The sequence below is a fragment of the Achromobacter piechaudii NBRC 102461 genome, from assembly GCF_001571245.1.
Taxonomy (GTDB): domain Bacteria; phylum Pseudomonadota; class Gammaproteobacteria; order Burkholderiales; family Burkholderiaceae_B; genus Achromobacter; species Achromobacter piechaudii.
Genome location: NZ_BCTK01000001.1, coordinates 266,913 through 293,078, shown reverse-complemented (window position 1 = coordinate 293,078; position 26,166 = coordinate 266,913). Strand labels below are relative to the sequence as shown.

Annotated in this window: 25 protein-coding genes; 5 read left to right on the top strand and 20 right to left on the bottom strand. The window is 65.1% G+C overall.

Annotated features, from left to right (window positions below):
* Nucleotides 1-41 precede the first annotated feature (41 nt).
* The 4 genes from API01S_RS01410 to API01S_RS01395 form a co-directional block, all read right to left on the bottom strand.
* Nucleotides 42-1,301: an efflux RND transporter periplasmic adaptor subunit gene (locus API01S_RS01410; RefSeq protein WP_039883374.1), complete on the bottom strand. Its 1,260-nt coding sequence runs from the start codon at nucleotides 1,299-1,301 to the stop codon at nucleotides 42-44.
* A gap of 166 nt (nucleotides 1,302-1,467) precedes the next feature.
* Nucleotides 1,468-1,869 (bottom strand): helix-turn-helix domain-containing protein, encoded by a 402-nt coding sequence (locus API01S_RS01405; RefSeq protein ID WP_084802335.1) that lies wholly within the window; start codon nucleotides 1,867-1,869, stop codon nucleotides 1,468-1,470.
* 159 nt (nucleotides 1,870-2,028) lie between these two features.
* Nucleotides 2,029-3,222 carry a DUF3734 domain-containing protein gene (locus tag API01S_RS01400; RefSeq protein ID WP_050729985.1) on the bottom strand — a complete coding sequence of 398 codons (1,194 nt, stop codon included), beginning with the start codon at nucleotides 3,220-3,222 and terminating at the stop codon, nucleotides 2,029-2,031.
* Between the two features lie 14 nt (nucleotides 3,223-3,236).
* Nucleotides 3,237-3,842, bottom strand: a complete 606-nt coding sequence (locus API01S_RS01395) for a DUF4136 domain-containing protein (RefSeq protein ID WP_061302780.1) — start codon at nucleotides 3,840-3,842, stop codon at nucleotides 3,237-3,239.
* 195 nt (nucleotides 3,843-4,037) lie between these two features.
* Between API01S_RS01395 and API01S_RS01390 the strand changes: the two genes are divergently transcribed.
* Nucleotides 4,038-4,832 carry a TOBE domain-containing protein gene (locus API01S_RS01390; RefSeq protein WP_006220484.1) on the top strand — a complete coding sequence of 265 codons (795 nt, stop codon included), beginning with the start codon at nucleotides 4,038-4,040 and terminating at the stop codon, nucleotides 4,830-4,832.
* Between the two features lie 28 nt (nucleotides 4,833-4,860).
* On the opposite strand, the gene API01S_RS01385 is transcribed toward API01S_RS01390, so the two are convergent.
* From API01S_RS01385 to API01S_RS01355, 8 genes are all read right to left on the bottom strand, one after another.
* Nucleotides 4,861-5,547: an ATP-binding cassette domain-containing protein gene (locus API01S_RS01385; RefSeq protein WP_050729983.1), complete on the bottom strand. Its 687-nt coding sequence runs from the start codon at nucleotides 5,545-5,547 to the stop codon at nucleotides 4,861-4,863.
* Nucleotides 5,544-6,230: a molybdate ABC transporter permease subunit gene (gene modB, locus API01S_RS01380; protein WP_006220486.1), complete on the bottom strand. Its 687-nt coding sequence runs from the start codon at nucleotides 6,228-6,230 to the stop codon at nucleotides 5,544-5,546. Before modB ends, API01S_RS01385 begins: the two co-directional genes overlap by 4 nt.
* Nucleotides 6,231-6,254: 24 nt before the next feature.
* Nucleotides 6,255-7,013: a molybdate ABC transporter substrate-binding protein gene (modA, locus tag API01S_RS01375; protein ID WP_061302778.1), complete on the bottom strand. Its 759-nt coding sequence runs from the start codon at nucleotides 7,011-7,013 to the stop codon at nucleotides 6,255-6,257.
* Between the two features lie 126 nt (nucleotides 7,014-7,139).
* A complete protein-coding gene (gene speD / locus API01S_RS01370; RefSeq protein ID WP_061302776.1) occupies nucleotides 7,140-7,490 on the bottom strand; it encodes an adenosylmethionine decarboxylase in 351 nt (116 codons plus the stop codon).
* On the bottom strand, nucleotides 7,487-7,663 hold the full coding sequence (locus API01S_RS29295; RefSeq protein WP_006220489.1) for a hypothetical protein: 177 nt from the start codon (nucleotides 7,661-7,663) through the stop codon (nucleotides 7,487-7,489). Before API01S_RS29295 ends, speD begins: the two co-directional genes overlap by 4 nt.
* A gap of 4 nt (nucleotides 7,664-7,667) precedes the next feature.
* Nucleotides 7,668-9,137 carry a DUF4178 domain-containing protein gene (locus tag API01S_RS01365; RefSeq protein WP_061302773.1) on the bottom strand — a complete coding sequence of 490 codons (1,470 nt, stop codon included), beginning with the start codon at nucleotides 9,135-9,137 and terminating at the stop codon, nucleotides 7,668-7,670.
* Between the two features lie 6 nt (nucleotides 9,138-9,143).
* On the bottom strand, nucleotides 9,144-10,172 hold the full coding sequence (locus API01S_RS01360; protein ID WP_061302771.1) for an SPFH domain-containing protein: 1,029 nt from the start codon (nucleotides 10,170-10,172) through the stop codon (nucleotides 9,144-9,146).
* A 41-nt stretch (nucleotides 10,173-10,213) separates the two neighbouring features.
* The gene (locus tag API01S_RS01355) at nucleotides 10,214-10,600 is read right to left on the bottom strand and encodes a DUF350 domain-containing protein (protein WP_006220492.1); all 387 of its coding nucleotides are present in this window, start codon (nucleotides 10,598-10,600) and stop codon (nucleotides 10,214-10,216) included.
* A 90-nt stretch (nucleotides 10,601-10,690) separates the two neighbouring features.
* Here API01S_RS01355 and API01S_RS01350 point away from each other — a divergent pair, with 90 nt between their 5' ends.
* From API01S_RS01350 to API01S_RS01340, 3 genes are all read left to right on the top strand, one after another.
* Nucleotides 10,691-12,202 (top strand): polyamine aminopropyltransferase, encoded by a 1,512-nt coding sequence (locus tag API01S_RS01350; protein ID WP_006220493.1) that lies wholly within the window; start codon nucleotides 10,691-10,693, stop codon nucleotides 12,200-12,202.
* On the top strand, nucleotides 12,202-13,839 hold the full coding sequence (locus API01S_RS01345; protein WP_061302769.1) for an NAD(P)-binding protein: 1,638 nt from the start codon (nucleotides 12,202-12,204) through the stop codon (nucleotides 13,837-13,839). Before API01S_RS01350 ends, API01S_RS01345 begins: the two co-directional genes overlap by 1 nt.
* Nucleotides 13,840-13,921: 82 nt before the next feature.
* Complete coding sequence (locus API01S_RS01340) at nucleotides 13,922-15,169, top strand: NAD(P)/FAD-dependent oxidoreductase (RefSeq protein ID WP_061302767.1); 1,248 nt, start codon at nucleotides 13,922-13,924, stop codon at nucleotides 15,167-15,169.
* Nucleotides 15,170-15,215: 46 nt separating this feature from the next.
* Here the strand turns inward: API01S_RS01340 and API01S_RS01335 are convergent, their stop codons facing one another.
* The 3 genes from API01S_RS01335 to API01S_RS01325 form a co-directional block, all read right to left on the bottom strand.
* A complete protein-coding gene (locus API01S_RS01335; RefSeq protein WP_006220496.1) occupies nucleotides 15,216-16,010 on the bottom strand; it encodes an ABC transporter ATP-binding protein in 795 nt (264 codons plus the stop codon).
* A gap of 1 nt (nucleotide 16,011) precedes the next feature.
* On the bottom strand, nucleotides 16,012-16,902 hold the full coding sequence (locus API01S_RS01330) for an ABC transporter permease (RefSeq protein ID WP_050729976.1): 891 nt from the start codon (nucleotides 16,900-16,902) through the stop codon (nucleotides 16,012-16,014).
* Between the two features lie 294 nt (nucleotides 16,903-17,196).
* Nucleotides 17,197-18,168 (bottom strand): ABC transporter substrate-binding protein, encoded by a 972-nt coding sequence (locus tag API01S_RS01325; RefSeq protein ID WP_006220498.1) that lies wholly within the window; start codon nucleotides 18,166-18,168, stop codon nucleotides 17,197-17,199.
* A 286-nt stretch (nucleotides 18,169-18,454) separates the two neighbouring features.
* Between API01S_RS01325 and API01S_RS01320 the strand changes: the two genes are divergently transcribed.
* The gene (locus API01S_RS01320) at nucleotides 18,455-19,411 is read left to right on the top strand and encodes an aldo/keto reductase (protein ID WP_061302765.1); all 957 of its coding nucleotides are present in this window, start codon (nucleotides 18,455-18,457) and stop codon (nucleotides 19,409-19,411) included.
* 3 nt (nucleotides 19,412-19,414) lie between these two features.
* Here API01S_RS01320 and API01S_RS01315 read toward each other — a convergent pair whose 3' ends face one another.
* The 5 genes from API01S_RS01315 to API01S_RS01295 form a co-directional block, all read right to left on the bottom strand.
* On the bottom strand, nucleotides 19,415-21,859 hold the full coding sequence (locus tag API01S_RS01315) for a TonB-dependent siderophore receptor (protein ID WP_061302763.1): 2,445 nt from the start codon (nucleotides 21,857-21,859) through the stop codon (nucleotides 19,415-19,417).
* A gap of 76 nt (nucleotides 21,860-21,935) precedes the next feature.
* Entirely contained in the window at nucleotides 21,936-22,862 is a 927-nt protein-coding gene (locus API01S_RS01310; protein ID WP_084802334.1) for a FecR domain-containing protein, read from the bottom strand.
* Nucleotides 22,863-22,900: 38 nt separating this feature from the next.
* Nucleotides 22,901-23,401, bottom strand: a complete 501-nt coding sequence (locus API01S_RS01305; protein WP_061302759.1) for a sigma-70 family RNA polymerase sigma factor — start codon at nucleotides 23,399-23,401, stop codon at nucleotides 22,901-22,903.
* A 79-nt stretch (nucleotides 23,402-23,480) separates the two neighbouring features.
* Nucleotides 23,481-24,452: a Bug family tripartite tricarboxylate transporter substrate binding protein gene (locus tag API01S_RS01300; protein ID WP_061302757.1), complete on the bottom strand. Its 972-nt coding sequence runs from the start codon at nucleotides 24,450-24,452 to the stop codon at nucleotides 23,481-23,483.
* Nucleotides 24,453-24,622: 170 nt separating this feature from the next.
* Nucleotides 24,623-26,164: a malonate--CoA ligase gene (locus tag API01S_RS01295; protein ID WP_006220504.1), complete on the bottom strand. Its 1,542-nt coding sequence runs from the start codon at nucleotides 26,162-26,164 to the stop codon at nucleotides 24,623-24,625.
* Nucleotides 26,165-26,166: the final 2 nt, after the last annotated feature.

Genomic DNA, 26,166 nt, shown 5'->3' with positions numbered 1-26,166 from the left:
CTCACCAAAGGGGAACGCGGCGCCTGAGCGCCGCGTGCCGCTTAAGATTTCTGGCCTGCGGCCTTGTCCTGCGATGCGGGCTGGGCAGGCTTGGACGGGTCTGCCGGCGCGGCCGGCTTGGCGCCGGGTTGCGCGGGCGCCTGGCCGTCTTTCGGCGCGGCCCCGTTCTTGGTCCATTGGCTTACCTGCACCGGCGCGCCCGGGCGGATCTTCTGGAAGCCTTCGACCACGACCACGTCGCCGGCCGTCAACCCGCTGGTGATCAGCCAATTGTTCTTGAGCGCGCCGCCTGTCGTGACGGGCACCTGTTGGATCTTGTTGTCCTTGACCAGCATCAGGCTCTGAGAACCGTCGGCGGTGCGTTGCAGCGCCTGCTGCGGCACCACCAGCGCCTTGTCGTCCACGCCCTGCTCCAGCCGCACCCGCACATACATGCCGGGCAACAGGATGCCATCGGGGTTGGGGACTTCGGCGCGCAGGTTCACCTGGCCCGTGGACGGGTCCACGGTGATGCCGGTGAACAGTAGCTTGCCCGCATGCGAGTATTCAGTGCCGTCTTCCAGCACGACGGTGGCGCGTGCGGTGTCCTTGCCCACCTGTTGCAGCTTGCCGCTGGCGAACGCGCGGCGCAGTGCAGCCAGCTCGGCGGTGGACTGGGTGAAGTCGACGTAGACCGGGTCCAGCTGCTGCACGGTCGCCATCTGCGTGGCGGACGTGGATTCCACCAGCGCGCCTTCGGTGACCAGCGGCTTGCCGATGCGGCCCGTGATGGGCGAGGTGACGTCGGTGTAGCTCAGGTTGATGGCCGCGTTGTCCTGCGCGGCCTTGGCCGCGGCAACGGCGGCGTCGGCCTGGCGGAACGAGGCCACGGCGTTGTCGTATTCCTGCTTGCTGACCGCGTTGGCCTTGACCAGCGGCGCGTAGCGGTCCGCCAGCAACTTGGCGCTGAACAGATTGGCCTGCGCCTGCTTCAACTGCGCGGTCGCCTGATCGTAGGCGGCCTTGTAGGGCGCCGGGTCGATCTTGAACAGCAGTTGGTTTTCCTTGACGTCGCCACCTTGCTCGAAGGTGATCTTCTGAACGATGCCGGTGACGCGTGAACGGATCTGTGCATCGCGCACGGCGTCCACGCGGCCCGGCAGTTCAGAGACGATGGGCGCGCGCTCGGGTTGAACGGTGATGACGCTGACCTGAGGCATGCCCGGGTTCATCTGGGGTTTTTCGCCGCACCCCGCCAATATCAGCGCGAGGATGCCACCGGAAACAGCCAGACCTGAAACACGTTTAGGCAAAAACCGCATTGAAACCCCCGCGTAGCGTAGTGAACCGAAACCAACAAGGCGATCAGGCAATGCCTTATATCAGTCATGGCACGTGAATAGCCCAATAATGTAACTCAGTTATTGGGGAAATTACGTATTTTCAGCCGCTCAAACGATGCGTGGGAGAGACAAATCGGTAACAGGTTCAGAGATCGGAAAGCTCTCTGAGATTGCCCAGGAACACATAGCCCACGCCGTGAACAGTATGCAGCGGCAAACGGATTCCCGTGCGCAGAACTTTGCTGCGTAGTCGGCATATCGCAACATTCAAGGTGCGCAGGTTGGTGCTGGCGCGCGTGGCCATCAACTCTTCGCGCCGCAATTCGCGGTTCGGATTGCGCAGCAGGCATTGAAAGCAGGCGCGTTCGATTTCGGTCAGGTCGATGCGTACGCCGCTAGGCGCCAGTAGCGTCCACCCCCGGTAAAGCAGGCTCCACCAGCCATCGAGACTGTCGCTGCCCGGCAGCGGCGGCGCGGCCGTTCGCGGCAGTTGCGAGGCATTGGGCGGCGGCGGGCCTAGCGGGGAAAAAGCGTCGAAAGCAGTCATCTTGAGTCTCCACCGGGACGGCCTGGCCAACGATGGCGGCGGCCGTGGTCCGGAACCAGGTTGCTGTTTGTGCTTGGAGACTACCGGCGTTACGGCCTGATGACGCGCTCTTGGCGCGGGTTAGGCCCGGATATCAGACCAGTCCTACGCAAATGCGCATTAATTGCGGTGGCCGTTGCGGTGGATATCGTGCGTCACGAAGCAACTGTCCTCGGTAGGCCGGGCCAGGATGCCGGGCTTGGCCAGCGTCTGGCGTATGTCGGACAAACCGGATTCCCAGTGTTCCCGCATGGCCTCGGTGCCGAATTCATAGTCCTTGGAAAAGCGCTCCCGGTGCTTGGCTTCGTAGATGAGGTTGATGATGTTGGTGGCCGGCGTGTGCGACAGCTTGCGGATGTCGGCCAGGTCGCGCGCATTGCGCTCGGCTTCGGGCATGCGCTCCAGCAGGCGCTGCAGGCCATGCCGCAACTTGAGCACGCGCCGCAACTGGTCCGTGACCAGGCGCGTGCGGCTCGAATACTGGATGTCCTTCTGCCGTTCGGCCACCTCTTCGAGCGACGTCGGCAGCCCGCCACGCGCGGGCCACAGGTCGACCTGAAAAGCCAGCGTGTCGCGCATGTTGTCGGTGGTCAGCACCTGCGCCAGCGGCGTATTCGAGACCACGCCCCCGTCCCAATAATGTTCGCCATCGATTTCCACGGACGGAAAGCCCGGCGGCAATGCGCCCGACGCCATGATGTGTTCGGGGCCGAGCTTATCCGTCAGGCTGTCGAAATAGGCGAAGTTTCCGGATCGCACATTGACCACGCCAAAGCTGGCGCGCACCACCCCGCTGTTGAGCACGTCGAAATCCACGAACTGGCGCAGCGTGGCGGCCAGTGGCGTGGTGTCGTAGAAGCTGGTGGAGGCCGCGCCCCCGCCCTTGGCCCAATACGGCGGCGGAAAGCGCGGCTTGAAAAAGCCGGGCTGACCCGAGAACAAGGCCTGGAACGCCGACAACTGGCCGTTCATGGCGGGCGAACCAAAGCCGAACGGAATGCCTTCGAACATGCCGGCCAGCGTGTCGCCCCAGGGCACGGCGGCAAAGCCGGCTGGCCGGCAGATGCTTTCCCAGAAACCGCGCAGGCGATCCACGCGTTCATCTTCGCGCGAGCCCGCGATGATGGCCGCGTTGATCGACCCGATGGAAATGCCCGATATCCAGTTGGGCCGGATGCCCGCCTCGTGCAAGCCCTGGTACACGCCCGCCTGGTAGGACCCCAGCGCGCCCCCGCCTTGCAGGACCAGGGCGACGGTGTCGTAGGGCGGCGTGTCGCCGGTGTCTTCGGTCAGGTCTTTGCGGCGAGCGGTCATGCGGCTACCTCGATTCAGGGTTTGCTTTTATCCGGCAACTGCGGCGCGGCGACGCCGGCGCGGAACGGGTACTTGGAGAAGATCTGCGCCACGGCCTTGTCCACGTTCTGGGGTGTGTTGGCGCTATCCGGATTCTGGACTTCGCCCACGGCCACGCCTTCCCAGACGAGTTGCTTGCGGCGCGGATCGACCAGGTCGATATTCAACGTGCCCTCGGTGTATTGATAGACGTCGTCGCCCCAGCCGTAGCCGGGCCAGCCGCCATAGAAGCCGGAACGGTAACCATAGTAAGGGCCCATCGGCGGCGGCGCAGGCGTCACTTGCGTCTTCTGCTGCAACTTGGCGCCGAAGTTGACCAGCAAGTCGGGATTGGATGCGCTGTAGCTATAGCCGCGCATTTCCATCTGGCCGCGCGTGGCGGCCTTCAGGCGCTCGGTGAGCAGGGTGCTGTAGCCTGCTTTGTCGGTGCCCAGGGGGCTCATGAAACCGAAGGTCCGGTACTGCGCGAAATCGGCCTGGTGATCGTAATCGCCCTTGATCGTGGGGCCCGAGGCGCAAGCCGCGAGCAATGCCGCCATGGAACCCGCCGCCAACCATTTCACCGCGAAATTCGCTTTCATGTCGATGTCTCCGAGAGGACTGGGCCACGACATAGTGCCGCGAAGCCCATAAAGTTTCAACAGAATCTCATTCGCATCGCGCGCCCACATCGGGCTTCTGGCGACGCGTCGCGACCACGATTTCGCCCCGCCGCAGCGGGCGTCCTCCAGTACACTCGGGGCTCATTTTTGACCCCTGACCTTGACCCTTTACGCATGTTGGAACTTGACGGCTCAATCTGGTTTCGTTCTGGCGCCCAGACCTGGGGCGGAAAAAACCGCATAGACCTGCTGGCGCAGATCGACGCCACCGGCTCGATCACGGCCGCCGCGCGCGCCGTGGGCATGAGCTACAAGGGGGCTTGGGACGCCATCGACGCGATGAACAACCTGGCGGGCGAACCGCTGGTGCTGCGCGCGGCGGGCGGCAAGGGCGGCGGCGGCACGCAGCTGACCGATCGCGCGCGGCGTCTCATCATGACGTTTCGCGCCCTGGAAGCCGAACACCGCAAGTTCATGGACAACCTGACGCGCGCGGGGCTGGACGCCAGCGGCGACATCGACCTGATGAGGCGCTTCATGTTGAAGACCAGCGCACGCAATAAATTCCTGGGCACCGTGACCGAAATCCGCACCGGCGCGGTCAACGATGAAATCCAGCTTCGCATCGCGGGCGGCCATCACATCACCGCCACCATCACGCGGGAAAGCACCGAAGAGCTGGGGCTCGAACCGGGCAAGGAAGCGATTGCGCTGGTCAAGGCATCGACCGTCATCGTCGGGGCGCCAGGGCCCGGGCTGCGGCTGTCGGCCCGCAACCAGTTGCAAGGCCACATCACCGCCATTCGTCCGGGCGCGGTCAACAGCGAAATCCTGATCGGCATGGAAGGCGGCGCGACGCTGGTGGCCATCGTGACCAACGACAGCGCGACGGAACTGGGCCTGGAAGTGGGTGCGCCGGCCGTGGCCATCTTCAAGGCGTCCAGCGTGATCCTGGGCGTGCTGGACTGATTACGCCACCCGGTCCGGCCGTGCGCGGCTAGACGCCCACATCATCCCGGCGGCTGCCGACCCTGCCGTCACGCACTTCGAATACCTCGTCGGCCAAGGCATCGACATCGGCCGGGTCGTGCGTGATCAGCAGCATCGGCACGTTCAACTCGCGTTGCAAGGCGTTCAGCTCCTGGCGCATGCGCCCGCGCAGCTGCGAATCCAGCGCCGAAAACGGCTCGTCCAACAGCAGCATGTCGGGTTGCAGCATCAGCGCCCGCGCCAGCGCCACGCGCTGCTTCTGCCCCCCGGAAATTTCGCTGGGATAGCTGCCCGTGATGGCGCCCAGTTCGAACGCGTCCACCCAGCGCCGCGCCTCGGGCCCGACTTCGTTGCGCGGCGGATTGCGCCAGCCGCGACGCAAGCCGAACGCAATGTTCTGCGCCACCGTCAGATGGGGAAACAGCGCGTAGTCTTGGAACAGATACGCCACGCGCCGCGACTGCGGCGGCAGGCATATGCCGGCCTGGGCGTCGAACAGCACGCGGCCATTGATCTCGATGCGCCCGGCGTCCGGGCGCAACAGCCCTGCCACCGCGCGCAAGGTCAGGCTTTTGCCCGCTCCGGACGGCCCGAACAAGGCGATGCGCTGGGACGAGGAAACGAAGGCGGCATCCAGTTCAAAGTGGCGCTCGCCCGACACCATGCGTTTGGTCACGCGGATATCGACGCTCATCGTCCGCCTCCATCGCGCAGGCTGGCGCCCTTGGGCACGAGCTTGCCGGCCGCCAGCAGAACCACCACGCAGGTGATCGAGGTCACCAGCACCAGCAGGTTGGCGGTACGGTCATCGCCCGCCTGCACGGCTTCGTAGATGGCCACGGACAGCGTCTGCGTGCGGCCCGGCAGGTTGCCCGCGATCATCAGCGTGGCGCCGAATTCGCCCAGCGCGCGGGCAAACGCCAGCAGCACGCCGGCCAGGATGCTGCGCGCCGCCAAAGGCAGCGTCACTCGGAAAAAGATGCCCACCTCGCCCACGCCCAACACGCGGGCCGCGTTTTCAAGCTGGATATCCACGTTCTCGAAAGCGGCGCGCGCGGACTTGAACACCAGCGGAAACGCCACGATGGACGCGGCGATCACCGCGCCCTGCCAGGTGAAGACCAGTTCGATGTTCCACTTGGCCAGCACTTCGCCGATGACGCCGCGCCGGCCCAGCAACACCAGCAGGTAATAGCCCAGCACGGTAGGTGGCAGCACCAGCGGCAAGGTCAGCAGCGCGTCCAGCAGATCGCGCCCCGGCCAGCGCCAGCGCGACAGGCCGTAGGCCGCCGCGGTGCCCGCCAGCGTGGCCAGCAAAGTGGCCCAGCCCGCCACCTTCAGCGACAGCAGCAACGGGATCCATACGGGATCAGTCATCGGTAAGCGCCGTCAGGCCAGGCGTCAGGGCTGTTGAAAACCGTAGCGCGACAGAATCGCCTGACCCGCCGGCGACAACACATACGCCACGAAACGCTGCGCTTCCTTGGCGGCCGGCTCGCGCGCCGTCACGGCGATCGGATAGGTGACCGGGGTTTGCGACGGCACGCGCAAGGCCACCTTGACCTTGCCCGGCATGATGGCCGCGTCGGTGGCGAACACGAAGCCGGCGTCCACCTCGCCGCGCGCCACGTAGTCCAGGCTTTGGCGCACGTTCTGCGCCAGCACGCTCTTGGCCTGCACGGCGTTCCACAAGCCGGCCGCCTCCAGCGCGCCCTGCGTGTAGCGGCCCACCGGCACCGATGCCGGGTTGCCGTAGGCGATGCGCTTGATGTCATCGCGCGTCAGGTCCTTCAAGGACGTGATGCCCGCCTTGCTGTCCTCGGGCACGATCAGCACGATCTGATTGGCCGCGAAGTCCACGCGGGTATCGCGCCGGACCGCCTTTTCCTCGACCGCCTTGTCCATCGCCTTCTGGTCCGCCGAGGCGAATACGTCGGCGGGCGCGCCCTTCACGATCTGCTGCAACAGCACGTCGGACGCGCCGAAATTCAGCACGACGTGCGTGTCCGGGTGTTCCTTTTCATAGGCCTGGGCCACGTCCTTGAACGCATTGGTCAGGCTGGCGGCGGCGGAAACAACCAGATCGGCGGCCTGGACGCCGGCGCTCCAGAGGGCGGACAGCGCCAGGGACAGCGCCAGCAGCGGACGTTTGCAAGACATGATCTTCCTTCGAAGCGGATGGGCAAAAACAGCGATAGCGGTAACGAAATATATAGAGGTATATAGCGCCCGTCAATTTGCGCCGACCCGCCCACTGCGCCAGATCAAAAAAAGGGAAAACGTCGTTCAGCCGCGCGCGACGGAGGTGACCTTGACCGTGGCGGGCGCCAGCGCGTCGCGCAGGCTGGCCAGCGCCAGCTCGGGCTGCGCCGCGCCGCACATGAAGATGTCCAGCGCCGCGAAGCCGTGTTCCGGCCAGGAATGAATGCTGATGTGCGATTCGCTCAACATGACCACGCCGGTCACGCCCGCGCCTTCGCCAAAGTGATGGAAATGCGCGCTCAATACCTGCGCGCCGGCCGCCTTCGCCGCCGCGACCAATTGCGCTTGCAGCGCCTCGGCGTCGGTCAGCCGGTCGGCGGCCACGCCGCGAAAATCGGCCAGCACGTGGCGGCCGGCGCAATCATGCACGATCACTTGTGCGACCCGCCCGAGGACCAGCCCGAACTGCCCGACGAGCTGCTGCCCCAGCTGCTGCTACTGCTTGAGCTGCTGCCTCCCCCGCCGACCATGCGCACGCCGGGCGAACTCGCGCCCGTGGTCGCCAGCACCACCACCAAGGCGTACACGCCATACAGGAACTTGCCCATCGTCCTAGTCGTCCTTTCCGGAAAGCTTGTCCGCCATCTTGGCGGGTAACCACAAGAAGGCCAGCCCGATCAGGATCGGGATGAAACGGCCGTTCAGGATGTTGCCCAGGTTCAGGAACACCATGCCGATCGTGGCGATCCATGCCCACTTGGCGTAGCCGCCCCGCTTGCCGCCCATCGGCATGGCTTTCTGCTTGGCCAGCAGCGGGTCGCCAAACCACTCGGCCAGCTGGGCCGGCGCCACCGGGGCCGCCGCCGACCACCCGAGTTCCGCTTCACCCTGCTCACGCGTGAGCTTGAGCGTGCCGGCCTTGTAGTCGGTGATCTTGGTGGTGTCGCCCGCCTTGACGCGCCAGTTGAACGCGCCCAGCGGCACCTCGACGCGCGAGGTGTAGTCGTACAGTTTCTGGTACAGCTTCGAGCGCCAGCGCACGCTGGTCGCGTTGTTCAGGCTGGGCCAGGTGTCGCACACCTGCACCCGCTCCCAGCCTTCGTCGGTTTCCACCAGCCAGATAAAGCCCTTGGCCGGATTGAACAGCAGGTATTCGACCCAGTCCGACGGCTCTTCGGGATCGGGGTCGGCGCATTTCATCAGGCCGATCAGGGTATAGCTGGCGCCGTCGATCTTGGCCACCGCGCCCAGCGACAAGGTGGTGGTGATGGATTTGAGCTTGCGCGCCTTTTCGATCACCTGGGCGGTGGGCCCGGAACAATCCACGGCGGCCGCGCAGGACGGGCACACCACGTGGGTGGCCATGGCCGCCACGAAGCTGATCGGCGCGCCGCAATTGGGGCAGTCCAGCGCCTTGATCTGGCCGCGAAAACGGCCCAAAGTCTCCTCGACCTGTTCATTGGTGCGCAGGCTGGCAGCCTGCATGGCGGACAGGTCAAAGGCCTTACCGATGTACAGCTCGGGTTCGGGCGCGTCGGAAAAATCCAGCGTGAGAAAGGCGTCCAGGCTGCGAAAGTCCGCCACCTTGGCTTCCCAGCCATCGCCCGGCACGAAGGGCAATTCGCCTTGCGCGCCGCCCGCCTGCGCACGCCGAATGTCCGAGGCCACGAAGCGCTGGCCGTCCAGCTTGAGCTCATCGCCGGGTGCGATGTCGGCAAACGCCGGCATGCCCTGCGTGGACTTGACCTTGCGCCGCCGCGTAACGGCGTACTGGCCCGAGGCGTCCGACAGCCAGCCGTCCGAACCGTCCTCGAACCAGACGTACCACTCGTTCCAGAAGCCGTCGTCATAGCGCAACTGGATGCGGCCGATGACATCGAAACGCTTGCCGTCAAAGCTGCCCGCCGCGCCCAGACACAGCGGCGAATAGTCTTCCAGCACGTCGGCCATTTCGCCGATGCGCTTGACCGATTCCGCGTCTTTGAGCAAGGTGCTGCGGCATGCGCCGCAAACCGCCATGACCGAGGCGGTGGACGTGAACTTGACCGGGGCGCCGCACTGCGGACACAGAACCTGCTGCATGGGGCCTTAGCTGGTTAATTTCTTCAGCACTTCCGCCTTGGCCGTGTCGTAATCGGCGGCGGTGATCAATCCTTTGTCCAGCAGGTCTTTCAACTGCTGCAAGCGCGCGACGGGATCCGCGCCCGCGGCGGCCGGCGTGGCTGCTGCGGCTGGCGCGGCCTGGCCGGCTTGGCCCTGCCCCGCCGTCAAGCCCGCCGCCATGGTCTGTCCCAGCGCCGCGCCCGCCGCCAACCCCGCGCCGATGCCCGCGATGCCGCCTTCGTTCTGCGCAGCCAACGGAATCGACGTGGCGGTCTGGTACTGCGTGAACTTGCCCAGGTCGCCGGCCATGCCCATCGAAATACGCGTGTCCAGCGCCTTTTGCAGCTCTTCGGGCAGCGACACGTTTTCAACCGTGAAGTTGTCCAGCTTGACGCCGTAGCGGTCGAACACCGGGGCCAGCTGCTCGCTGATGCTCTGCGACATCAAGCCCTGGTTGCCCGCGATGTCCAGGAACGGCACCTTCGAACCGCCCAGCGCCGTGGTCATGGCGGCCACCACCATGTTGCGCAGTTGCGCTTCCAGGTCGTCCACCGTGTATTCGTCGCGCGTGCCGCTGATTTCGCGGTAGAACTTGGCGGGGTCCGAGATCTGATACGAGTACACGCCGAACGCGCGCAGCCGCACCATGCCGAATTCGCTGTCGCGCAGCGTGACCGGCTGCGCCGTGCCCCAGCGCCGGCCCAATTGCAGGCGCGTGCTGAAAAAGATCACGTCCGACTTGAAGGGCGACTCGAACAGCTTGTCCCAATTCTTCAGGTAGGTCAGGACCGGCAGCGTCTGCGTCGTCAGCTTGTACATGCCGGGGCCGAACACGTCGGCCACCTTGCCTTCGTTGACGAACACCGCCATCTGCGACTCACGCACCGTCAGGCTGGCGCCGTACTGGATTTCAAAGTCCTGCATCGGATGGCGCCAGGCGAGCACGCCGTCGCGATCTTCGTTCCATTGCAGGATGTCGATGAACTGCTTGCGGATAAACGAACCGAGACTCATGAAAAGTCCTCCCGTGTCGGATGGGATTTTGCCGGCTGCCTTCAGGTCAGGCAGGCCGCGTTCACGATGCCGGCGGCCAGCGAGATCGAACCGATCAGGCCGCCCATGGCGATATTGTTTTGTTCGATGGCGTCGTTCATGCCGTCAATGGCCTTGTTGACCACGACATACACGACGATCTGGACCAGCATGGCGGCCACGCCCCAGACCAGGAACATCACGAAGCTGGCATGCACGGCAATGCTGGAACACAAGGTCAGGCTGAACCCCACCAACGCGCCGCCATAAGAGAGCACCGCGGCGATGTTGCCTTCGCGGATCAGATCGAATTCCTTGTAGCGGGTCACGGCGGTATAGACCGCGGTGAACACGCCCAGCATGACAAGCGCCGAGGCGATGTAGATCAGATAGGTCACCGCCGGATGCATTGCTTCTCCCATTGCCACCCTCCTAATTGCGCGCAGTATATACGCGGCGTTCGATATACTGCGAACGCATTTTTCGCCCCGGACACCTCAATGCGCGACCGCGTTCTCATCCTATCGGTATTGATCGTTGCTTCCTGCGGTTTGGGCTATGAGCTCATCAGCAGCGCGCTGGCCAGCTATTTACTGGGCGATTCGATCCTTCAGTTCTCGTCCGTCATCGGCTGCTATTTGTTCGCCATGGGCATCGGCTCGTGGTTGTCAAAATATGTAAAAGACGAAGACGTTTTGAATCGGTTCATCGACGTTGAACTGCTGGTGGCGCTTCTGGGTGGCGTCTCGGCGGCCGTCCTGTTCCTGGTCTTTGCGTGGTTGTCCGCGCCCTTTCGCGCGGCGCTGTATGTGGGCGTCTTCGTCATCGGCCTGATGGTCGGCATGGAGATACCGCTGGTGATGCGCGTGTTCAACCAGCGCAAGGCCGAGTTCCGCGAGATCGTCAGCCGCGTGCTGACCTTCGACTACCTGGGCGCACTGGCCGTATCGCTGATCTTTCCGCTGTTGCTCGCGCCCAAGCTGGGCCTGCTGCGCACCAGCTTCCTGTTCGGCATCCTGAACGCCAGCGTCGCCTTGTGGACCACCTGGCTGTTTCGCGCCGAGGTGCGCCGGCCCGGTGAAAAGGCCATCCGCGCCTGCGTGGTGATCGGCTTTCTGGCGATGGGCTTCATCTATTCCACGTCGATGACCGCCTGGGCCGAAAAGGGGCTGTACGGCGACGACGTCGTGCATGCCGAAACCACGCCGTACCAACGTCTGGTGGTCACGCAATGGCACGACGACCTGCGCCTGTACATCAACAACAACCTGCAATTCTCGTCGCGCGACGAGCATCGTTATCACGAGTCGCTGGTGCACCCGGGCTTGCAGGCGCTGCCGTGGGCGCGCAACGTGTTGGTGCTGGGCGGCGGCGACGGCCTGGCGGTGCGCGAAATCCTCAAGTACAAGCACATCGAACACATCACGCTGGTGGATCTGGACCCGGCGATGACCGGTCTGTTCTCGCGCTCCGCGCCGTTGGTGGCGCTTAACCAGGGCTCGCTCAAGGATCCGCGCGTCACAGTCATCAACGACGACGCCGGGCGTTGGCTGGAAACGCACGCCGAGGTCTATGACTTCATCGTGGTGGACTTTCCCGACCCGTCCAACTTCGGCCTGGGCCGCCTGTATTCCGTGCCCGTCTATCACCTGATGGCGCGCCACCTGGCGGAAAACGGCTACATGGTGATCCAGTCCACCTCGCCCTACTTTGCGCCGCGCTCGTTCTGGAGCGTGGACGCCACCTTGAAGGAAGCCGGCCTGAACACCTGGCCGTATCACACCTATGTGCCGTCCTTCGGCGACTGGGGCTTCATCCTGGCCAGCAAGCGCCGCGACTACACGCCGCCCGACAAGATCACCGTGCCCACGCGCTACCTGGACCCGGCCACCACGCGCGAACTGTTTCACTTCCCGGCCGACATGCCGGCGCTGGCGATGCCGCCCAACCGCTTGAATGAGCAGTCGCTCGTGCGCTATTTCGACGAGGACTGGCGCAAGGTCATCCGCTGATGCGCCGCCGCAGCTTTCTACTGGGCGCGGCCACTGCGGCGGTCGCCGGCACCGCCGGCTACTACCGGCAGCGCATCGTCGAAACCCCGGCCAACGTTTCCTACCCCGGGATGCAGGCGGGCCACGCCTTGCGCGACGGCGCCGCCCTGCCCGCCGCCAGCGCTCATCATCGGCACGAGGTCGTGATTCTTGGCGCGGGCGTGGCGGGCTTGTCCTGCGCCTGGAAGCTGGCGCGCGAAGGGTTCACCGACTTCGTCGTGGTGCAGGGGCCGGAATTCGCCGGCAACGCCGCATCCGGCCAGCAGGACGAACTGCACTTTCCGCTGGGCGCGCACTACCTGCCGCTGCCTTCGATGGCGTCCAGCCACGTGCGCGAGATGCTGGCCGACTTCGGCATCATCGAAAGCGGCGCGGGCGATGCACGTCCCGTGTATGACGAGACCGTCCTGGTCCACTCGCCCGCCGAACGCCTGCTGCGCAACGGCCGCTGGGAAGACAGCCTGCTGCCCATGACCGGCCTGTCCGATGCCGACCTGGCGCAGCACCACCGCTTCCTGGCGTACATCGAACGCCTGCATACGCAGCTGGGCAATGACGGGCGGCGGGTGTTCAGCATCCCGATCGTGCTGTCCTCGCAAGACCCCGCCTGGCGCGCGCTGGACCAGATCACCTTCAAGCAATGGCTGGAACGCGAAGGCTATACCTCGCCCGCGCTGCACTGGTACCTGAACTACTGCTGCCGCGATGACTACGGCGCAGGCTATGACGTGGTCTCGGCCTGGGCGGGCCTGCATTACTTCGCGAGCCGCGACGGCCACGCCGCCAACGCGGCTGAAGGCGCGGTGCTGACGTGGCCGGGCGGACTGTCGGTGCTGGCCGAACGCATGCGCCAGGCTATCGACGCCAGGCTGGGGCACACGCGCTGGCTCATGGCCGGCACGGCGGTGCGCATCGCCGAAACACCCACCGGCCCCATAAGCACTTGCCTGACGTCGGACGCCGAGCCCCGCGCCTATACGCTGCAAAGCCGGCGCACCGTTTGCGCCATGCCCTTGTTCGTGGCGCAACGCCTGTTACCCGACATCCGCGCCTACGGCTATGACCCCGCCGTGCACGCGTCGGCGCACGCGCCCTGGCTCGTGTCCAATTTCCTGTTGGAAGGCTATCCGCTGGAAGCGCCGGGCGAGCCGCTGTCCTGGGACAACGTGGTGTACGACGGCCGCGCGCTGGGCTATGTGGTGTCCACGCACCAACTGCTGCGCGTGGCGCGCTCGCCGCGCTCGGTCTTCACGGCGTATGACGCGTTAAGCGGGCAATCGCCGCAAGCGGTGCGGCAATGGCTCACCACGGCCAGTCCGCAAGCGCTGCGCGACGAAGCCTCCGCTGACCTGATCGCCGCCTACGGCAAGGAATTCTGGCGCCACGCGCGCCGGCTCGACATCACCGTGCGCGGCCATGCGATGGCCTCGCCGCTGTGCGGCTACCTGTCCAATGCAGGGTTGGCTGCGCTGCGTGAAGTGGACGGACCCTTGCTCTTTGCGCATGCGGACCTGTCGGGCTATTCCGTTTTCGAGGAAGCATCCTGGTGGGGCGTGGTGGCGGCGGGCCGCATCCTGGGCCAGTCCCCGCGCGCCTGAGAGACGGCGTAGCGATATTGCTACGCGCCGCCCTGTCGGCTGCCCTACAATCGCCCGTCGTTGCGGCTACGAAGAAGAACACATGGGAAAGCACGTCATCGTCCTGGGCGCGGGCATCGTCGGCGTCTGCTGCGCGTTGGAGCTATTGCGCAAAGGCATGCGCGTCACGCTGGTGGACCGGCAAGCGCCTGGCATGGAAACATCGATGGGCAACGCGGGCGTGCTGGCGCGCAGTTCGCTGATGCCGTTCAACCACCCCGGCCTATGGAGCCAACTGCCCCGGCTGCTCAAAAACGATACGGTCCAGTTTCGTTATCGCGCCCCCTACCTGGCGAAAAACCTGGGCTGGGCGTCGCGCTTCCTGCTGAACGCGCGGCCTTCCGTGTTCAACGAAACCGTGCGCGCGCTGGACGGCCTGATCCGGCTGTCCGCGCCGGAGCATCTGAAGCTGCTTGAGGCCGCCGGCGCGCGCCATCGCTTGCGCGATACCGGTTGGATATTCCTGTACCGAAGCGAGGCGGCATGGAACTCGGGCGCATTGGCGCGCAACACCTATGCGCAGTATCAGGTGCCCTCGCAAACGCTGGACCCCGCCGAACTGGCCCGGCTGGAACCGGCGCTATCGCCGATCTTTCATCGCGCGTTGTGGATCCAGGGTTCGTATTCCGTCGATGATCCGCATGCCGTCGTCACGGCCTATGCCGACCTGTTCCAGCAGGCGGGCGGCACGTTCAAGCGGTTGACGGCAAGCGCCATCCGCCGCGACGGCCAGGGCTGGACCGTGCAGGGCGCGCAGGCATCGGAATCCTTGTCGGCGGATCAGTTGGTCGTGGCGCTGGGGCCGTGGTCCCAGGCCTTGCTCAAGACCACCGGCATCAAGCTGCCCATGGCGTTCGAACGTGGTTACCACATGCACTATCGTGGTCGGGACGGCGCCAGCGTCACGCGCCCGGTCTACGACACGGGCGGCGGCTATGTGCTGTCGCCCATGGCGCGCGGCCTGCGCCTGACCACCGGCGTGGAACTGGACGCCTGCGATGCCGCCCCGCGCACGACGCAGCTGGATCTGGCCGAAGCGCGAGCGCGCGAAGCCTTTCCATTGGGAGACCGCCTGGACCCGGCCGCCTGGCTGGGCCGGCGTCCCACTCTGCCCGACAGCCGACCGATGATCGGCCAGGCGCCCCGGCATCCGGGGCTATGGCTGGCGCTGGGCCATCAACACATCGGCTTCAGCACCGCGCCGGGCACGGCGAAGATCCTGGGTGAGCTGATGTGCGACAAGGTCGACGCCTCGCGCCACCATCCCTTCCGGCCGGAACGCTTCATTTAGCACCATGATTGCGGCGCGGTCTTTGCCAGACCGCGCCCCCTTGCCGCTATCCCAGCAGCAACGCGTCGTCGGACAGCTTCTCGCCGCGCACGCGCTCGAACATCGCCAGCAGGTCGGGCACGTCCATGCCCCGGCGTTCATCGCCGGACACGTCCAGCACCACCTGCCCCTGATGCAGCATCACGGTACGGTCGCCGACGTCCAGCGCCTGGCGCATGCTGTGGGTCACCATCATCGTCGTCAGCTGGCTTTCGGCGACGATGCGCGCCGTCAGTTGCAGCACGAAATCGGCGGTGCGCGGATCCAGCGCGGCGGTGTGCTCGTCCAGCAGCAGAATGCGCGAGGGCTGCAAGGCCGCCATCAACAAGCTGACCGCCTGGCGCTGGCCGCCCGAGAGCAGGCCGATGCGGTCGGTCAGCCGGTTCTCCAGCCCCAGCCCCAGCGTGGCGAGGCGTTCGCGGAACCCGTCCTTCATCGACGCCTTCACCGCGCGGCTGTAGCCGCGACGCACGCCGCGCATCTGCGCCAGCGCCATGTTTTCTTCGATGGTCAGGTCTTCGCAGGTGCCGGCCATCGGGTCCTGGAACACACGGGCCACCTGACCGGCGCGCGCCCAGACCGGCTGGCGCGTGACGTCCACGCCGTTGATGTCGATGCGGCCCGAATCAATCGGCAGGTCGCCCGACACGGCGTTCAGGAACGTGGACTTGCCAGCGCCGTTGGAACCGATCACGGTCACGAACTGACCCGTCGGGATTTCCAGCGACAGCCCGCGCAGCGCGCGCGTTTCGATCGGCGTGCCGGCGTTGAAGGTAATTTTCAGATCTTTTGCGGACAACATATCAGCGCCCCTTCTTGCCGACGATACGGCGCTTGAGCATCGGGATGACCAGGGCAATCGTGACCAGCACCGCGGTGACCAGGTTCAAGTCTTGTGCCTTCAGGCCGATGAAATCGCTGTTGAGCGCCAACGCGATGAAAAAGCGGTAGACGATTGCGCCGATGATGACGGCCAGCGTCGCCAGCACGAGCTTGCGCGACGGCAGGATGCTCTCGCCCACGATCACGGCGGCCAGGCCGATCACGATGGTGCCGATGCCCATCGAGATATCGGAACCGCCCTGCGTCTGCGCGAACAGCGCGCCCGCCAGCGCCACCAGCGCGTTGGACAGCGCCATGCCGCCCATGATCATGCGGCCGGTGTTCACGCCTTGCGCGCGCGCCATGCGGCCATTGGAGCCGGTGGCCCGCACGGCCAGCCCGGTCTGCGTGGCGAAGAACCAGTCCAGCGCGAGCTTGGCCAGGATGACGATCACAATAAGGATCAACGGACGGGCGACATAGTCGGAAATCCAGCCCGGCTGCAAAATGGTGAACACGGTGGGTTCGGTGATCAGCGGCACGTTGGGCTTGCCCATGATGCGCAGGTTGATCGAGTAAAGCGCGATCATCATCAGGATGCTGGCCAGCAGATCCATGATCTTGAGCTTCACGTTCAGTAAGCCCGTGATCAGCCCCGCGACCGCGCCAGCGAAGGTGGCGATGATCGTCGCGGAAAACGGGTCGGTGCCCGATGCGATCAGCGTGGCACAGACGGCGCCGCCCAGCGGAAAGCTGCCGTCAACGGTCAGGTCGGGGAAGCGCAGCAGGCGAAAGGAGATAAACACGCCCAAGGCCACCAGGCTGAAGATCAGCCCGATCTCCAACGCGCCTAACAACGAGAACAATGACATGGGTTAAATCCAATCAGGGTAAGGAAGGTGCATATTAAAGAGTTGAAACGTCGGAATTCTTGCGTTCGGGCATCAGTTTTACCCGAGCTTTCGCAATAAACGTTTCCCGGTTCGTCATTTTCTCGCGTTTCATTCCAAAGGCTCCGCGCGCCGGCCGGCAGCGCCGGAAAGCGGGGTCGTTCAACGCCAGGAAGGGAGCAAAACGGCAGGACAGGATCGCTGCGCGGTCCGGAAAAAGCTTAACAAAAACCCCGCGCACGCCGTGCGGCGTGGCGGGGTCTGGCGCGTGTCGCTTTACTTCACGACGACCGCAGCCGACTTGATGACGGCGTCCGACAGGGTCACGCCCTGCTTGGCGGCGGCGCCCGGATTCACGTAGAGCTCAAGCTTGGAGATGGTTTCCGACGGAATGGCGCCGGGCTTTTCGCCCTTGAGGATGCGCACGACCACCTTGCCCGTCTGCACGCCCAGATCGTGGTAGTTGATGCCCAGCGCAGCGATGCCGCCACGCTTGACGCTGTCGGTGTCCGAGGCGATCAGCGGGATCTTGGCGTCGTTGCCCACCTTGACCAGCGATTCATACGCCGACACGACGTTGTTGTCGGTGTTGGTGTAGATGACATCGACCTTGCCGATCAGGCTGCGCGCGGCCGAGGCCACGTCCACCGAGCGCGGCGCGGCCGCTTCGACCAGGCTCATGCCCGACTTGGGCAGGATTTCCTGCAACTTCTTCACAACCACGACCGAGTTGGCCTCGCCCGGGTTGTAGACGATGCCCACGCGCTTGGCGTTGGGAACGATTTTCTTGATGAGATCAACCTGCTTGTCCAGTGCCAGCAGATCCGACACGCCGGTCACGTTGGTGCCCGAGGCGTCCATGCTGGTGACCAGCTGCGCGGCCACCGGATCGGTCACCGCCGAATACACCACCGGCACGTCCTTGGTGGCGGCCACCACGGCCTGGGCCGAGGGCGTGGCGATGGCGACGATAGCGTCCGGACGGTCACCCACGAACTTGCGGGCGATCTGCGCGGCGGTGCCATTGTTGCCCTGCGCGCTTTGGTATTGCCACTTCAGGTTCTTGCCGGATTCATAGCCGGCCTGCTTCAGGGCGTCTTGCACCCCGTCACGCACGGCATCCAGCGCCGGGTGCTCGACGATGGCGGTCACCGCCACCGACTTTTGCTGCGCCGACACTGGCGAGGCGATAGCCATCGCCAGCGCCATGGCGCCAACCGTCAGAAAATGTTTTTTTCCGATCAGCATACGTAAGCTCCTTGAACCCTTGGTTTTTGTTCGCTATTACAACTACGCCGGCGGCTTCCCGTCGGTCGGTCAGCCGTAAAGCCGTATAGTCTAACTTGCCGTCAGACAAAAGAATTTGCGGGGAATCCCTGTAATGGTGCATGCCGGGCAAGCATGCTCCACGACGGGGCGCGCGGCGCCAATATACTAAATATCGACCTCCGGGCGCGCGCCGCCCGCCCCTTCCGCCCACCCTCATCCGGCTACCGACGACGGCCACTCATCGGATGCATCCAAAGGCCTCACCATGATCAAACGCGCTCTGGGCCGTTCCGGCCTGCAAGTTCCCCCCCTCACGTTCGGCGGCAACGTCTTCGGCTGGACCGTCGACGAAACGGGCGCCTATTCGCTGCTTGACGCCCTGGTGGACGCGGGCCTGAATTTCATCGACACGGCCGACATGTATTCGCGCTGGGTGCCCGGCAACCAGGGCGGCGAGTCCGAAACGATAATCGGCAAATGGCTCAAGCGATCGGGCAAGCGCGACCGCGTGATGATCGCCACCAAGGTCGGCATGGAAATGGGCCCCGACGCGCGCGGCCTGGCGCCGGCGTACATCCGGCGTTCGCTGGACGCTTCGCTGGCGCGGCTGCAAACCGATTACGTGGACCTGTACCAGTCGCACAAAGACGATCCCGACACGCCGTTGACCGACACGCTGGGCGAATACGCCAAGCACATCGAGTCGGGCAAGGTGCGCGCCATCGGCGCCTCGAACTACACGGCGGTGCGCCTGTCCGAAGCGCTGATCGCGGCCGAACGCCACGACCTGCCGCGCTACGAGAGCATCCAGCCCGAATACAACCTGTACAACCGCGCGTCGTTCGAATCGGGGCTGCAAAGCCTGGTGAAGACGCAGCAGATGGGCACGATCAACTACTACGCGCTGGCCAGCGGCTTTCTCAGCGGGAAGTATCGCAGCGCGGCCGACGCCGGCAAAAGCGCGCGCGGCCAGAAGATCGTGGACACCTATCTGAACGAGCGCGGCCTGCGCATCCTGAAGGCGCTGGACGAGGTCTCGGAAGACGCCGGCTGCACACCCGCGCAAGCCGCGCTGGCCTGGCAGATCGCGCAGCCGGGCATCACCTCGCCCATCGTCAGCGCCACGTCGGTGGCGCAGCTGGATGAACTGGTCAAGGCCGCCAGCCTGACCCTGACGCATGACCAACTGGCCAAACTGAGTCAGGCGAGCGAGTGGCGCTGAACCTTAGAAGCGCTGCGTCAGGGTGAGCAGCGCGGTCCGGCCTTCTCCGTAAAAGACCGAGTTGTAAAAGCCCATGGAGCGGTAGTATTTCTTGTCGGCCAGGTTGCGCACGTTCAGCTGCAACTGCGTCTTGTCCGAGAAGTTGACCTGCGCCATCAGGTCGAACAAGGCATAGGGCTTTTGCACGATGGAACCCGATTGCAGGCCGTAATAGGTCTGCGCGCTGGTCTGGCTTTGCCAACGCACGCCGCCGCCTACCGTCACCTTGTTGAACGCGCCGGGCAGGCGGTAGGCCGTGCTCAGTTTCAGCAGCTGTTCCGGCTGGGTCGTCTGTACTTTCTTGCCGTTGTTGTCCTTGGACTGGCGATACGTATAGCCCAGAAACACGTTCCAGCCCGGCATCACTTCGCCCGCCACTTCGGCCTCGAAGCCGCGCGTGCGGGTGCCGTCCAGCAGGTAATACCAGCCGTCGTCGTGCGCGTAGTCGTAGCCGCCATACTCGGCCACGTCCTTCTGGTCGGTCTGGAATACGGCCACGGAAGCGTTCACGCGGCCATCCAGGTAGGCCGCCTTCAGGCCCATCTCATAGTTGTGGCCGTAGGCCGGGCTCGCCATTTCCCATGTCTGCGTCTTCACCATCTGCGGCTGGAAGATGTTGGTGTAGCTGGCGTAGGCGGTGTAGGTGTCGTTCAGGTCATACGTGACGCCGACATACGGCGTGACTTCCGAGTACGTGTGCGAATAACCCGTCACGCCCCAGCTGGTTTCGGTGGATTCCCAGCGGGTCCAGCGCGCGCCGGTCAGCAGGTGCAGGCGGTCCGTCAAACCCAGGCGCAGCGTGCCGTAGACACCGGTCTGCTTGTTGCGGTTGGTCTGCGACAAGGCCAGGATGTCCCAGTTGGGCGCGGGCCAATCGCCGGTCCAGTTCTTCACGTCGGGGATCGGATAGGTGTCCTGGTCGGACGTGTCCCAGCTTTGGTTCCACGCCTTGATGTCGGAATGCGAAAAGCCGACGTTGAACTGATGCTGCCGGCCGAACGCGTCGAAGCCGCCATCCATCGAACCGCCGATCACGTTCTGATCGCTGCCCCCCACGAACTTGCGCAGCAAGGGCGCGGTGGAAAAGCCGTCGATCGTCACCGGCACGTCGGAGGTGAACAGCAACGGCGCATTGAACTTGTTTTCCAGGCGCGTGAATGACAGGCGGGCGTTCCATCCATTGGTGAAACCGTGGTCAAGCTGCGCGAAATACTCGTGCGAATCCGTGTCCCAACGCGACCACTTCGCGCCCATGGCCTGCCCCTTGGGCCAATCGATCGGCTTGCCGTTGGCGTCCAGCGCCGGCAGGCCGCCCCAGCTGATGCCGCTGGGCCGCGTCTGCTGCACCGAGGCGCCCAGGCTGACCGTCGTGGCGTCCGCAATATCGGCTTCGACTATGCCGTACAGCACGTCGCGCTTTTTCTTGTACAGGTCCATGGTGTCGCCGCGCCGTTCCTTGGCGCCAACAATGCGCCCGCGCACCGAGCCGGATTCATTGAACGGTGTGGACAGGTCCACCTCGCCCCGGTAGGTGTCTTCGGTGCCGGCCGACAGCTTGATGTCGCCCTGGAATTCGCGCGTGGGACGCTTGCGGATGAAATTGACCGAGCCGCCGGGGTTGCCGGTGCCGCTCATCAGGCCGGTGGCGCCGCGAATGATTTCGACGTGGTCGTAGATCACGGGATCCAGGTTGCCGTCGCCGAACTGATAGATGCCGTTCAGCGGCTTGACCACGCCGTCGAACTGGAAGGTATCCATCGAAAAGCCGCGCGAGTAGTAGGTCAAGCGTTCGGACTCGGCCTGCTGCACGTTCATGCCCGTGGCGTTTTCCATCACGTCGCGAACCGAGCTGATGGAGCGGTCATCCATCTGCTGCCGGGTCAGCACGCTGGTTGACTGCGGTGTCTCGCGTTGGGACAGCACCAGGCCGTTGGCCGAGCGCATCCAGTCGGCCGTGTACAGGCCCGTGCCTTCGGTGGTGGCGCCCGCCCCCAGCACGACGACCGGCTCAAGCTGGACCGCCTGCTGGCCGGCCACGCGCTGCACCAGATAGTCGCCATCGGCACGGCGCTGCACCTCAAGCCCCGTGCCGGCCAGCAGCGCGGCGAAGCCCTGGTCCACGCCATAGCTGCCTTGCAGGCCCGGGGTCTGCATGCCCGAGGTCAGCGCCGGGTCAAACGACAACAGCACTCCGGTTTGCTGGGCAAAGCTGGACAACGCCGCGCCCAGCGCGCCGGACGGCACGGTCACGGCATGGCGGATCGTGGCGGCGGCGGACTGAGCCTGCGCCTGCGCAGCGGCGGGCGACAGCGCAGCGCCGGCCATGGCGGCCAGCACCAGCGCAGCAAAGGCCTTCATGCGCAAGCCGGCAGGCGCGGCGGAATGAGAGGGGTAGAACGGCAGAGACATTTCGTTGGGTTCCAGGCGAAGAAAATCGAGGCTTCACCCGTATGCCAATCGAGAATGCAAAAGTGACAGGACCTGTTCAATCTTTTTTGCGCAGCACCACCCAATAGCGGGTGTAGCGATCCACCCGCACCGGCAACGCGCGTTCCACGGAAGCCAGGATGCGGTCGGTATCGCCCAGCGGATAGGAACCCGATATGCGCAGCCCCGCCACCGACGGGTCGCACACCAGCCGCCCCTTGCGGTAGCGGCTCAGAGCGTCGACAAAGGCATCCAGCCGCATCCCGTCCGCGAACAGGGCGCCCTGCACCCAGTCATCCGCATGCGGAGCGGAACGCGGCGCCTGCACGGCACGCCGATCGAAAAGCGTGCCATTGCCCGCCTCGATGATGCGCGCGGCGCCCTGCCCCGCGATTTCCGGCTCGATCCGGACCGCGCCTTGCGTCACGGCCACCCACGCCTCGCCGTCCAAGAGACGCACGACAAAACGCGTGCCCAATGCGGTGATCCGACCCATGGGCGTCGCCACGACGAGCGGCCGGGGCGGCATCTGCGGATCCGCATGCGACGCGATGTGCAGCTCGCCGCGTCGCAGCACCACCAAGCGCTGCGCGGCGTCGAAGCGCAGGTCGGCCGCGCTGTCGGTGTTCAGGTTCAGCACGCTGCCGTCGGCCAGCGTCACCCGCCGCCGTTCGCCCACGACCGTACCGATGTCGGACGTCCAAGTCCGCCACGGCAAGCCGGCCGCCGCCGCGCCGCCCACGCCCAGCGCCAGCGACAAGGCTTTCAAGGCCTGGCGACGGCCGCGCGACGGGCCGCGATCCAGGACCGCCAAGCCTGCCTGCGGCGCGACCTGGCCGAATTGGCGACCCAGCATTTCCACGCGATCCCAGGCTTGCCGGTGCAACGGATCGGCTTCGATCCAGCGGCGGCAGGCTGCCTGGTCGGCCGCGCTTGCCTCGTCGGCCCCCAGGCGGACGAACCACAGACTGGCTTCACGGATCACGGAAGATGGCAGCTCACCCCGAGCCAAGGCGCGCCCGCTCACCAGGCCGCCAGACAGTGCTGCATGGCTCGCGCCAGGTACTGCCGTACCGAACTGACCGACACCTGCATGCGCTCGGCGATCTCGCCATGGCGCAAGCCTTCCAACTGCGCCAACAGGAAAGCCTTGCGCGCTTTGGATGGCAAGCCGTCAAGCAGCCGGTCGATTTCCACCAGCGCTTCCAGCGCCAGCGCGCGGCGCTCGGGCGACGGCGCCGCGGCGTCCTCGACGAGGGCCAGGCTGTCCAGATAAGCGCGCTCGATGTCGCGGCGGCGAAACAGGTTCACCATCAGCCCGTGCGCGATCGTCGTCAGATAGGCGCGCGGTTCGCGCAAGGCGTGCGCGTCGTCCTCGCGCACCAGCACCTTGAGATAGGTATCGTGGGTCAGGTCCGCCGCGTCGAACGGGCAGCCCGTCTTGCGGCGCAGCCAATCGCGCAGCCAGGATTGATGCTGGATGTAGAGCCCCTCGATAGGGGCGTGGGAACCGCTCTGATTCATGGCATTCGACGGACCGGAAAGCAACTTTACTAATGATAACGATTATCAATAGTAATATGAATCCGACCCGTCGAACGCATCAATCCAGCTTCACGCCGGAATCTTTCACGACCTTCGCCCAGCGGTCCACCTCGCTGTCGACGAACTTGCCAAAATCGGCGCCCGTCAGCGTAGGCACGGCCGAGCCGTTGCCCGCCCAGGTTTCCTTGAGCTTCGGCGTGTTCAAGGCCTTGGTGATTTCCACGGCCATCCTGTCCACCGCTTCCTTCGGCGTACCGATTGGCGCCCAGATGGCGTACCAGGTCGAGACGACGTAATTCGGCACGCCCGCCTCGGCGGCGGTGGGCACGTCGGGCAACGAGGCCGAGCGCTTGTCGGCAGCCACGGCCAAGGGCTTGATGACCCCGGCTCGTATATGTCCGGACGACGAACCCAGCCCATCAAACGCCAGGTCTACCTGACCACCGATCAGCGCGGACAGCATCGGTCCCGCGCCTTGGTACGGCACGTCCACCAGCTTGATGCCGGTCTGCATGGCGAACAACTCGCCGGCCAGGTGGTGGGTGCTGCCCTTGCCCGCCGTGCCGTAGTTGATTTCGCCCGGGTGCTTCTTGGCGTAATCGACAAATTCCTGCAAGGTTTTGACCGGCAGCTTGCCGGCGTTGATCACCACCACTTGCGGCGGCTGCGCCACCAGCGCGACCGGCACGAAGTCCTTCTGGATGTTGTAGTTCAGGCTCTTGTAGAGCGACGGGGCCAGCGCGTGATGCGCGCCGCCCATGAAGAAGGTGTAGCCATCGGGCCGGGCCTTGGCGGCCACGCCAGCGCCGACGGTGCCGCCCGCGCCGCCTTTGTTGTCGATCACCACCGTCTGGCCCAGTTGCATGGTCAGTTGCTGGGCCAGCGGACGGGCGAAGGTGTCCGTGCCGCCGCCAGCGGGGAACGGAACAATCAGTGTGATGGCGCGCTCTGGCCATTGTGCGGCGGCCGTGCCGCCGAAACCCAGGGCGGCCACGGCGAATAGCGCCGCGGTGGACTTGCGAACTTTCATAATGTCTCCTCTTGCTGCATCACGGGGACGGCGCGGTTGTCTGCGTCTCGTCTCTTGAAATTCTTATTGAATGAAGCTGCCAGGACTGCAATGCGTGGGTCGTCTGGTGCGATGGCCTCCTTGCGAAGAAAAAAATGCCGGCCCCTGGGGGCCGGCATCCGGGTCTGGCGTCAAAGCGCCTTATAGGTTTCGCGCAGCACGTTCTTCTGCACCTTGCCCATGGTGTTGCGCGGCAGCTGGTCGACGATGTGCACGCGCTTGGGAACCTTGAAGTTGGCGATGCGCGACTTCAGTTCAAGCTGCATCGCGCCCGCGTCCAGCGCGACGCCATCCTTGGGCACGACGACCGCCACCACGGCTTCGCCGAAGTCCGCGTGCGGCACGCCGATGACCGCCGATTCCGCCACGCCGGGCATATCGTCGATCAGGGTTTCGATTTCCTTGGGATAGACGTTGAAGCCGCCCGAGATGATCAGATCCTTGCTGCGGCCCACGATGGACAGGTAGTCGTCGGGCACCTGGCGGCCGGCGGATTCGCCACCCCAGCGGCCCACGTCGCCCGTCTTGAACCAGCCGTCTTCCGTGAATTCCTCGCGGGTCTTTTCGGGCATGCGCCAGTAGCCCGAGAACACGTTGGGACCGCGCACCTGGACGTTGCCGATCTCGCCTGCTGCCAGCGGCGCGCCGGCGTCATCCACCACGCGCACCTGCACGCCGGGCAGCGCGCGGCCGACGGTGCCGGCCAGGCGTTCGCCCAACGCGGGGTCGTAGGGGTTGGAGGTCAGCATGACCGTTTCGCTCATGCCGTAGCGTTCCAGGATGGCGTGGCCGCTGCGCGTCTTGAAGTCCGAGAAGGTCTCGGCCAACAGCGGGGCCGAACCCGAAATGAACAGGCGCATGTTGGCGCACACGTCGCGGTTAAAGCGCGGGTCGGCCAAGAGGCGCACGTAGTAGGTCGGCACGCCCATCATCACCGTGCTTTGCGGCAGGTAATGCAGCGCCTGATCGGCGTCCAGCTTGGGCAGCCAGATCATCTTCGCGCCGGCCAGCAACGCGCCGTGCGAGGCCACGAACAGGCCGTGCACGTGGAAGATGGGCAGCATGTGCAACAGCACGTCGTCTTCGCGCCAGCCCCAGTATTCATGCAGCACCTGCGCGTTGGCGGCCAGGTTGCCGTGCGACAGCATCGCCCCCTTGCTGCGGCCGGTGGTGCCGGACGTATACAGGATGGCGGCCAGGTCGTCGGCCTGGCGCGTGACGGTCTTGAAGGTCTGGGACAAGCCGCCCGCCGCTTCCAGCAGCGTGCCGCTGCGGTCTTCATCCAACGTGTAGACGTGCGCGCAGCCGGCCTTGTCGGCGGCGCGCTGCACCCAGTCGAGGTTCTTGCTGGCGCAGACCACCACGGCCGGCTCGGCGTTGCCCAGGAAGTATTCGATCTCGGCTTCGCGGTAGGCCGTGTTCAGCGGCAGGTACACGAGGCCGGCGCGCAAGGTGGCCAGGTACAGCAGCAGCGCTTCCGGTGATTTCTCGACCTGCACGGCCACGCGCGAACCGGCAGGCAGGTCCAGCGACGTCAGCAGGTTGGCCAGGCACGCGGTGGCGCGGTCGATGTCATCCCAGGTGTATTGAAGGTCGGGCGTTTCCAGCGCGACTTTGCTGCGGTCTTTGGGAAAGCCGCCTTGCAGGACAGCATAGAGGTTGGCGTTGCTCACCT

What these genes read in the sequence shown, in the direction of transcription:
- modB (WP_006220486.1), bottom strand. Translation starts at nt 6,230, where the DNA reads ATGACTGATCCCGTATGGATCCCGTTGCTGCTGTCGCTGAAGGTGGCG.
- API01S_RS01300 (WP_061302757.1), bottom strand. Translation starts at nt 24,452, where the DNA reads ATGAAAGTTCGCAAGTCCACCGCGGCGCTATTCGCCGTGGCCGCCCTG.
- API01S_RS01410 (WP_039883374.1), bottom strand. Translation starts at nt 1,301, where the DNA reads ATGCGGTTTTTGCCTAAACGTGTTTCAGGTCTGGCTGTTTCCGGTGGC.
- API01S_RS01400 (WP_050729985.1), bottom strand. Translation starts at nt 3,222, where the DNA reads ATGACCGCTCGCCGCAAAGACCTGACCGAAGACACCGGCGACACGCCG.
- API01S_RS01305 (WP_061302759.1), bottom strand. Translation starts at nt 23,401, where the DNA reads ATGAATCAGAGCGGTTCCCACGCCCCTATCGAGGGGCTCTACATCCAG.
- API01S_RS01335 (WP_006220496.1), bottom strand. Translation starts at nt 16,010, where the DNA reads ATGTTGTCCGCAAAAGATCTGAAAATTACCTTCAACGCCGGCACGCCG.
- API01S_RS01345 (WP_061302769.1), top strand. Translation starts at nt 12,202, where the DNA reads ATGCGCCGCCGCAGCTTTCTACTGGGCGCGGCCACTGCGGCGGTCGCC.
- modA (WP_061302778.1), bottom strand. Translation starts at nt 7,013, where the DNA reads ATGTCTTGCAAACGTCCGCTGCTGGCGCTGTCCCTGGCGCTGTCCGCC.
- API01S_RS01360 (WP_061302771.1), bottom strand. Translation starts at nt 10,172, where the DNA reads ATGAGTCTCGGTTCGTTTATCCGCAAGCAGTTCATCGACATCCTGCAA.
- API01S_RS01350 (WP_006220493.1), top strand. Translation starts at nt 10,691, where the DNA reads ATGCGCGACCGCGTTCTCATCCTATCGGTATTGATCGTTGCTTCCTGC.
- API01S_RS01385 (WP_050729983.1), bottom strand. Translation starts at nt 5,547, where the DNA reads ATGAGCGTCGATATCCGCGTGACCAAACGCATGGTGTCGGGCGAGCGC.
- API01S_RS01390 (WP_006220484.1), top strand. Translation starts at nt 4,038, where the DNA reads ATGTTGGAACTTGACGGCTCAATCTGGTTTCGTTCTGGCGCCCAGACC.
- API01S_RS01315 (WP_061302763.1), bottom strand. Translation starts at nt 21,859, where the DNA reads ATGTCTCTGCCGTTCTACCCCTCTCATTCCGCCGCGCCTGCCGGCTTG.
- API01S_RS01330 (WP_050729976.1), bottom strand. Translation starts at nt 16,902, where the DNA reads ATGTCATTGTTCTCGTTGTTAGGCGCGTTGGAGATCGGGCTGATCTTC.
- API01S_RS01320 (WP_061302765.1), top strand. Translation starts at nt 18,455, where the DNA reads ATGATCAAACGCGCTCTGGGCCGTTCCGGCCTGCAAGTTCCCCCCCTC.
- API01S_RS01325 (WP_006220498.1), bottom strand. Translation starts at nt 18,168, where the DNA reads ATGCTGATCGGAAAAAAACATTTTCTGACGGTTGGCGCCATGGCGCTG.
- API01S_RS01365 (WP_061302773.1), bottom strand. Translation starts at nt 9,137, where the DNA reads ATGCAGCAGGTTCTGTGTCCGCAGTGCGGCGCCCCGGTCAAGTTCACG.
- API01S_RS29295 (WP_006220489.1), bottom strand. Translation starts at nt 7,663, where the DNA reads ATGGGCAAGTTCCTGTATGGCGTGTACGCCTTGGTGGTGGTGCTGGCG.
- API01S_RS01405 (WP_084802335.1), bottom strand. Translation starts at nt 1,869, where the DNA reads ATGACTGCTTTCGACGCTTTTTCCCCGCTAGGCCCGCCGCCGCCCAAT.
- API01S_RS01395 (WP_061302780.1), bottom strand. Translation starts at nt 3,842, where the DNA reads ATGAAAGCGAATTTCGCGGTGAAATGGTTGGCGGCGGGTTCCATGGCG.
- API01S_RS01355 (WP_006220492.1), bottom strand. Translation starts at nt 10,600, where the DNA reads ATGCATCCGGCGGTGACCTATCTGATCTACATCGCCTCGGCGCTTGTC.
- API01S_RS01340 (WP_061302767.1), top strand. Translation starts at nt 13,922, where the DNA reads ATGGGAAAGCACGTCATCGTCCTGGGCGCGGGCATCGTCGGCGTCTGC.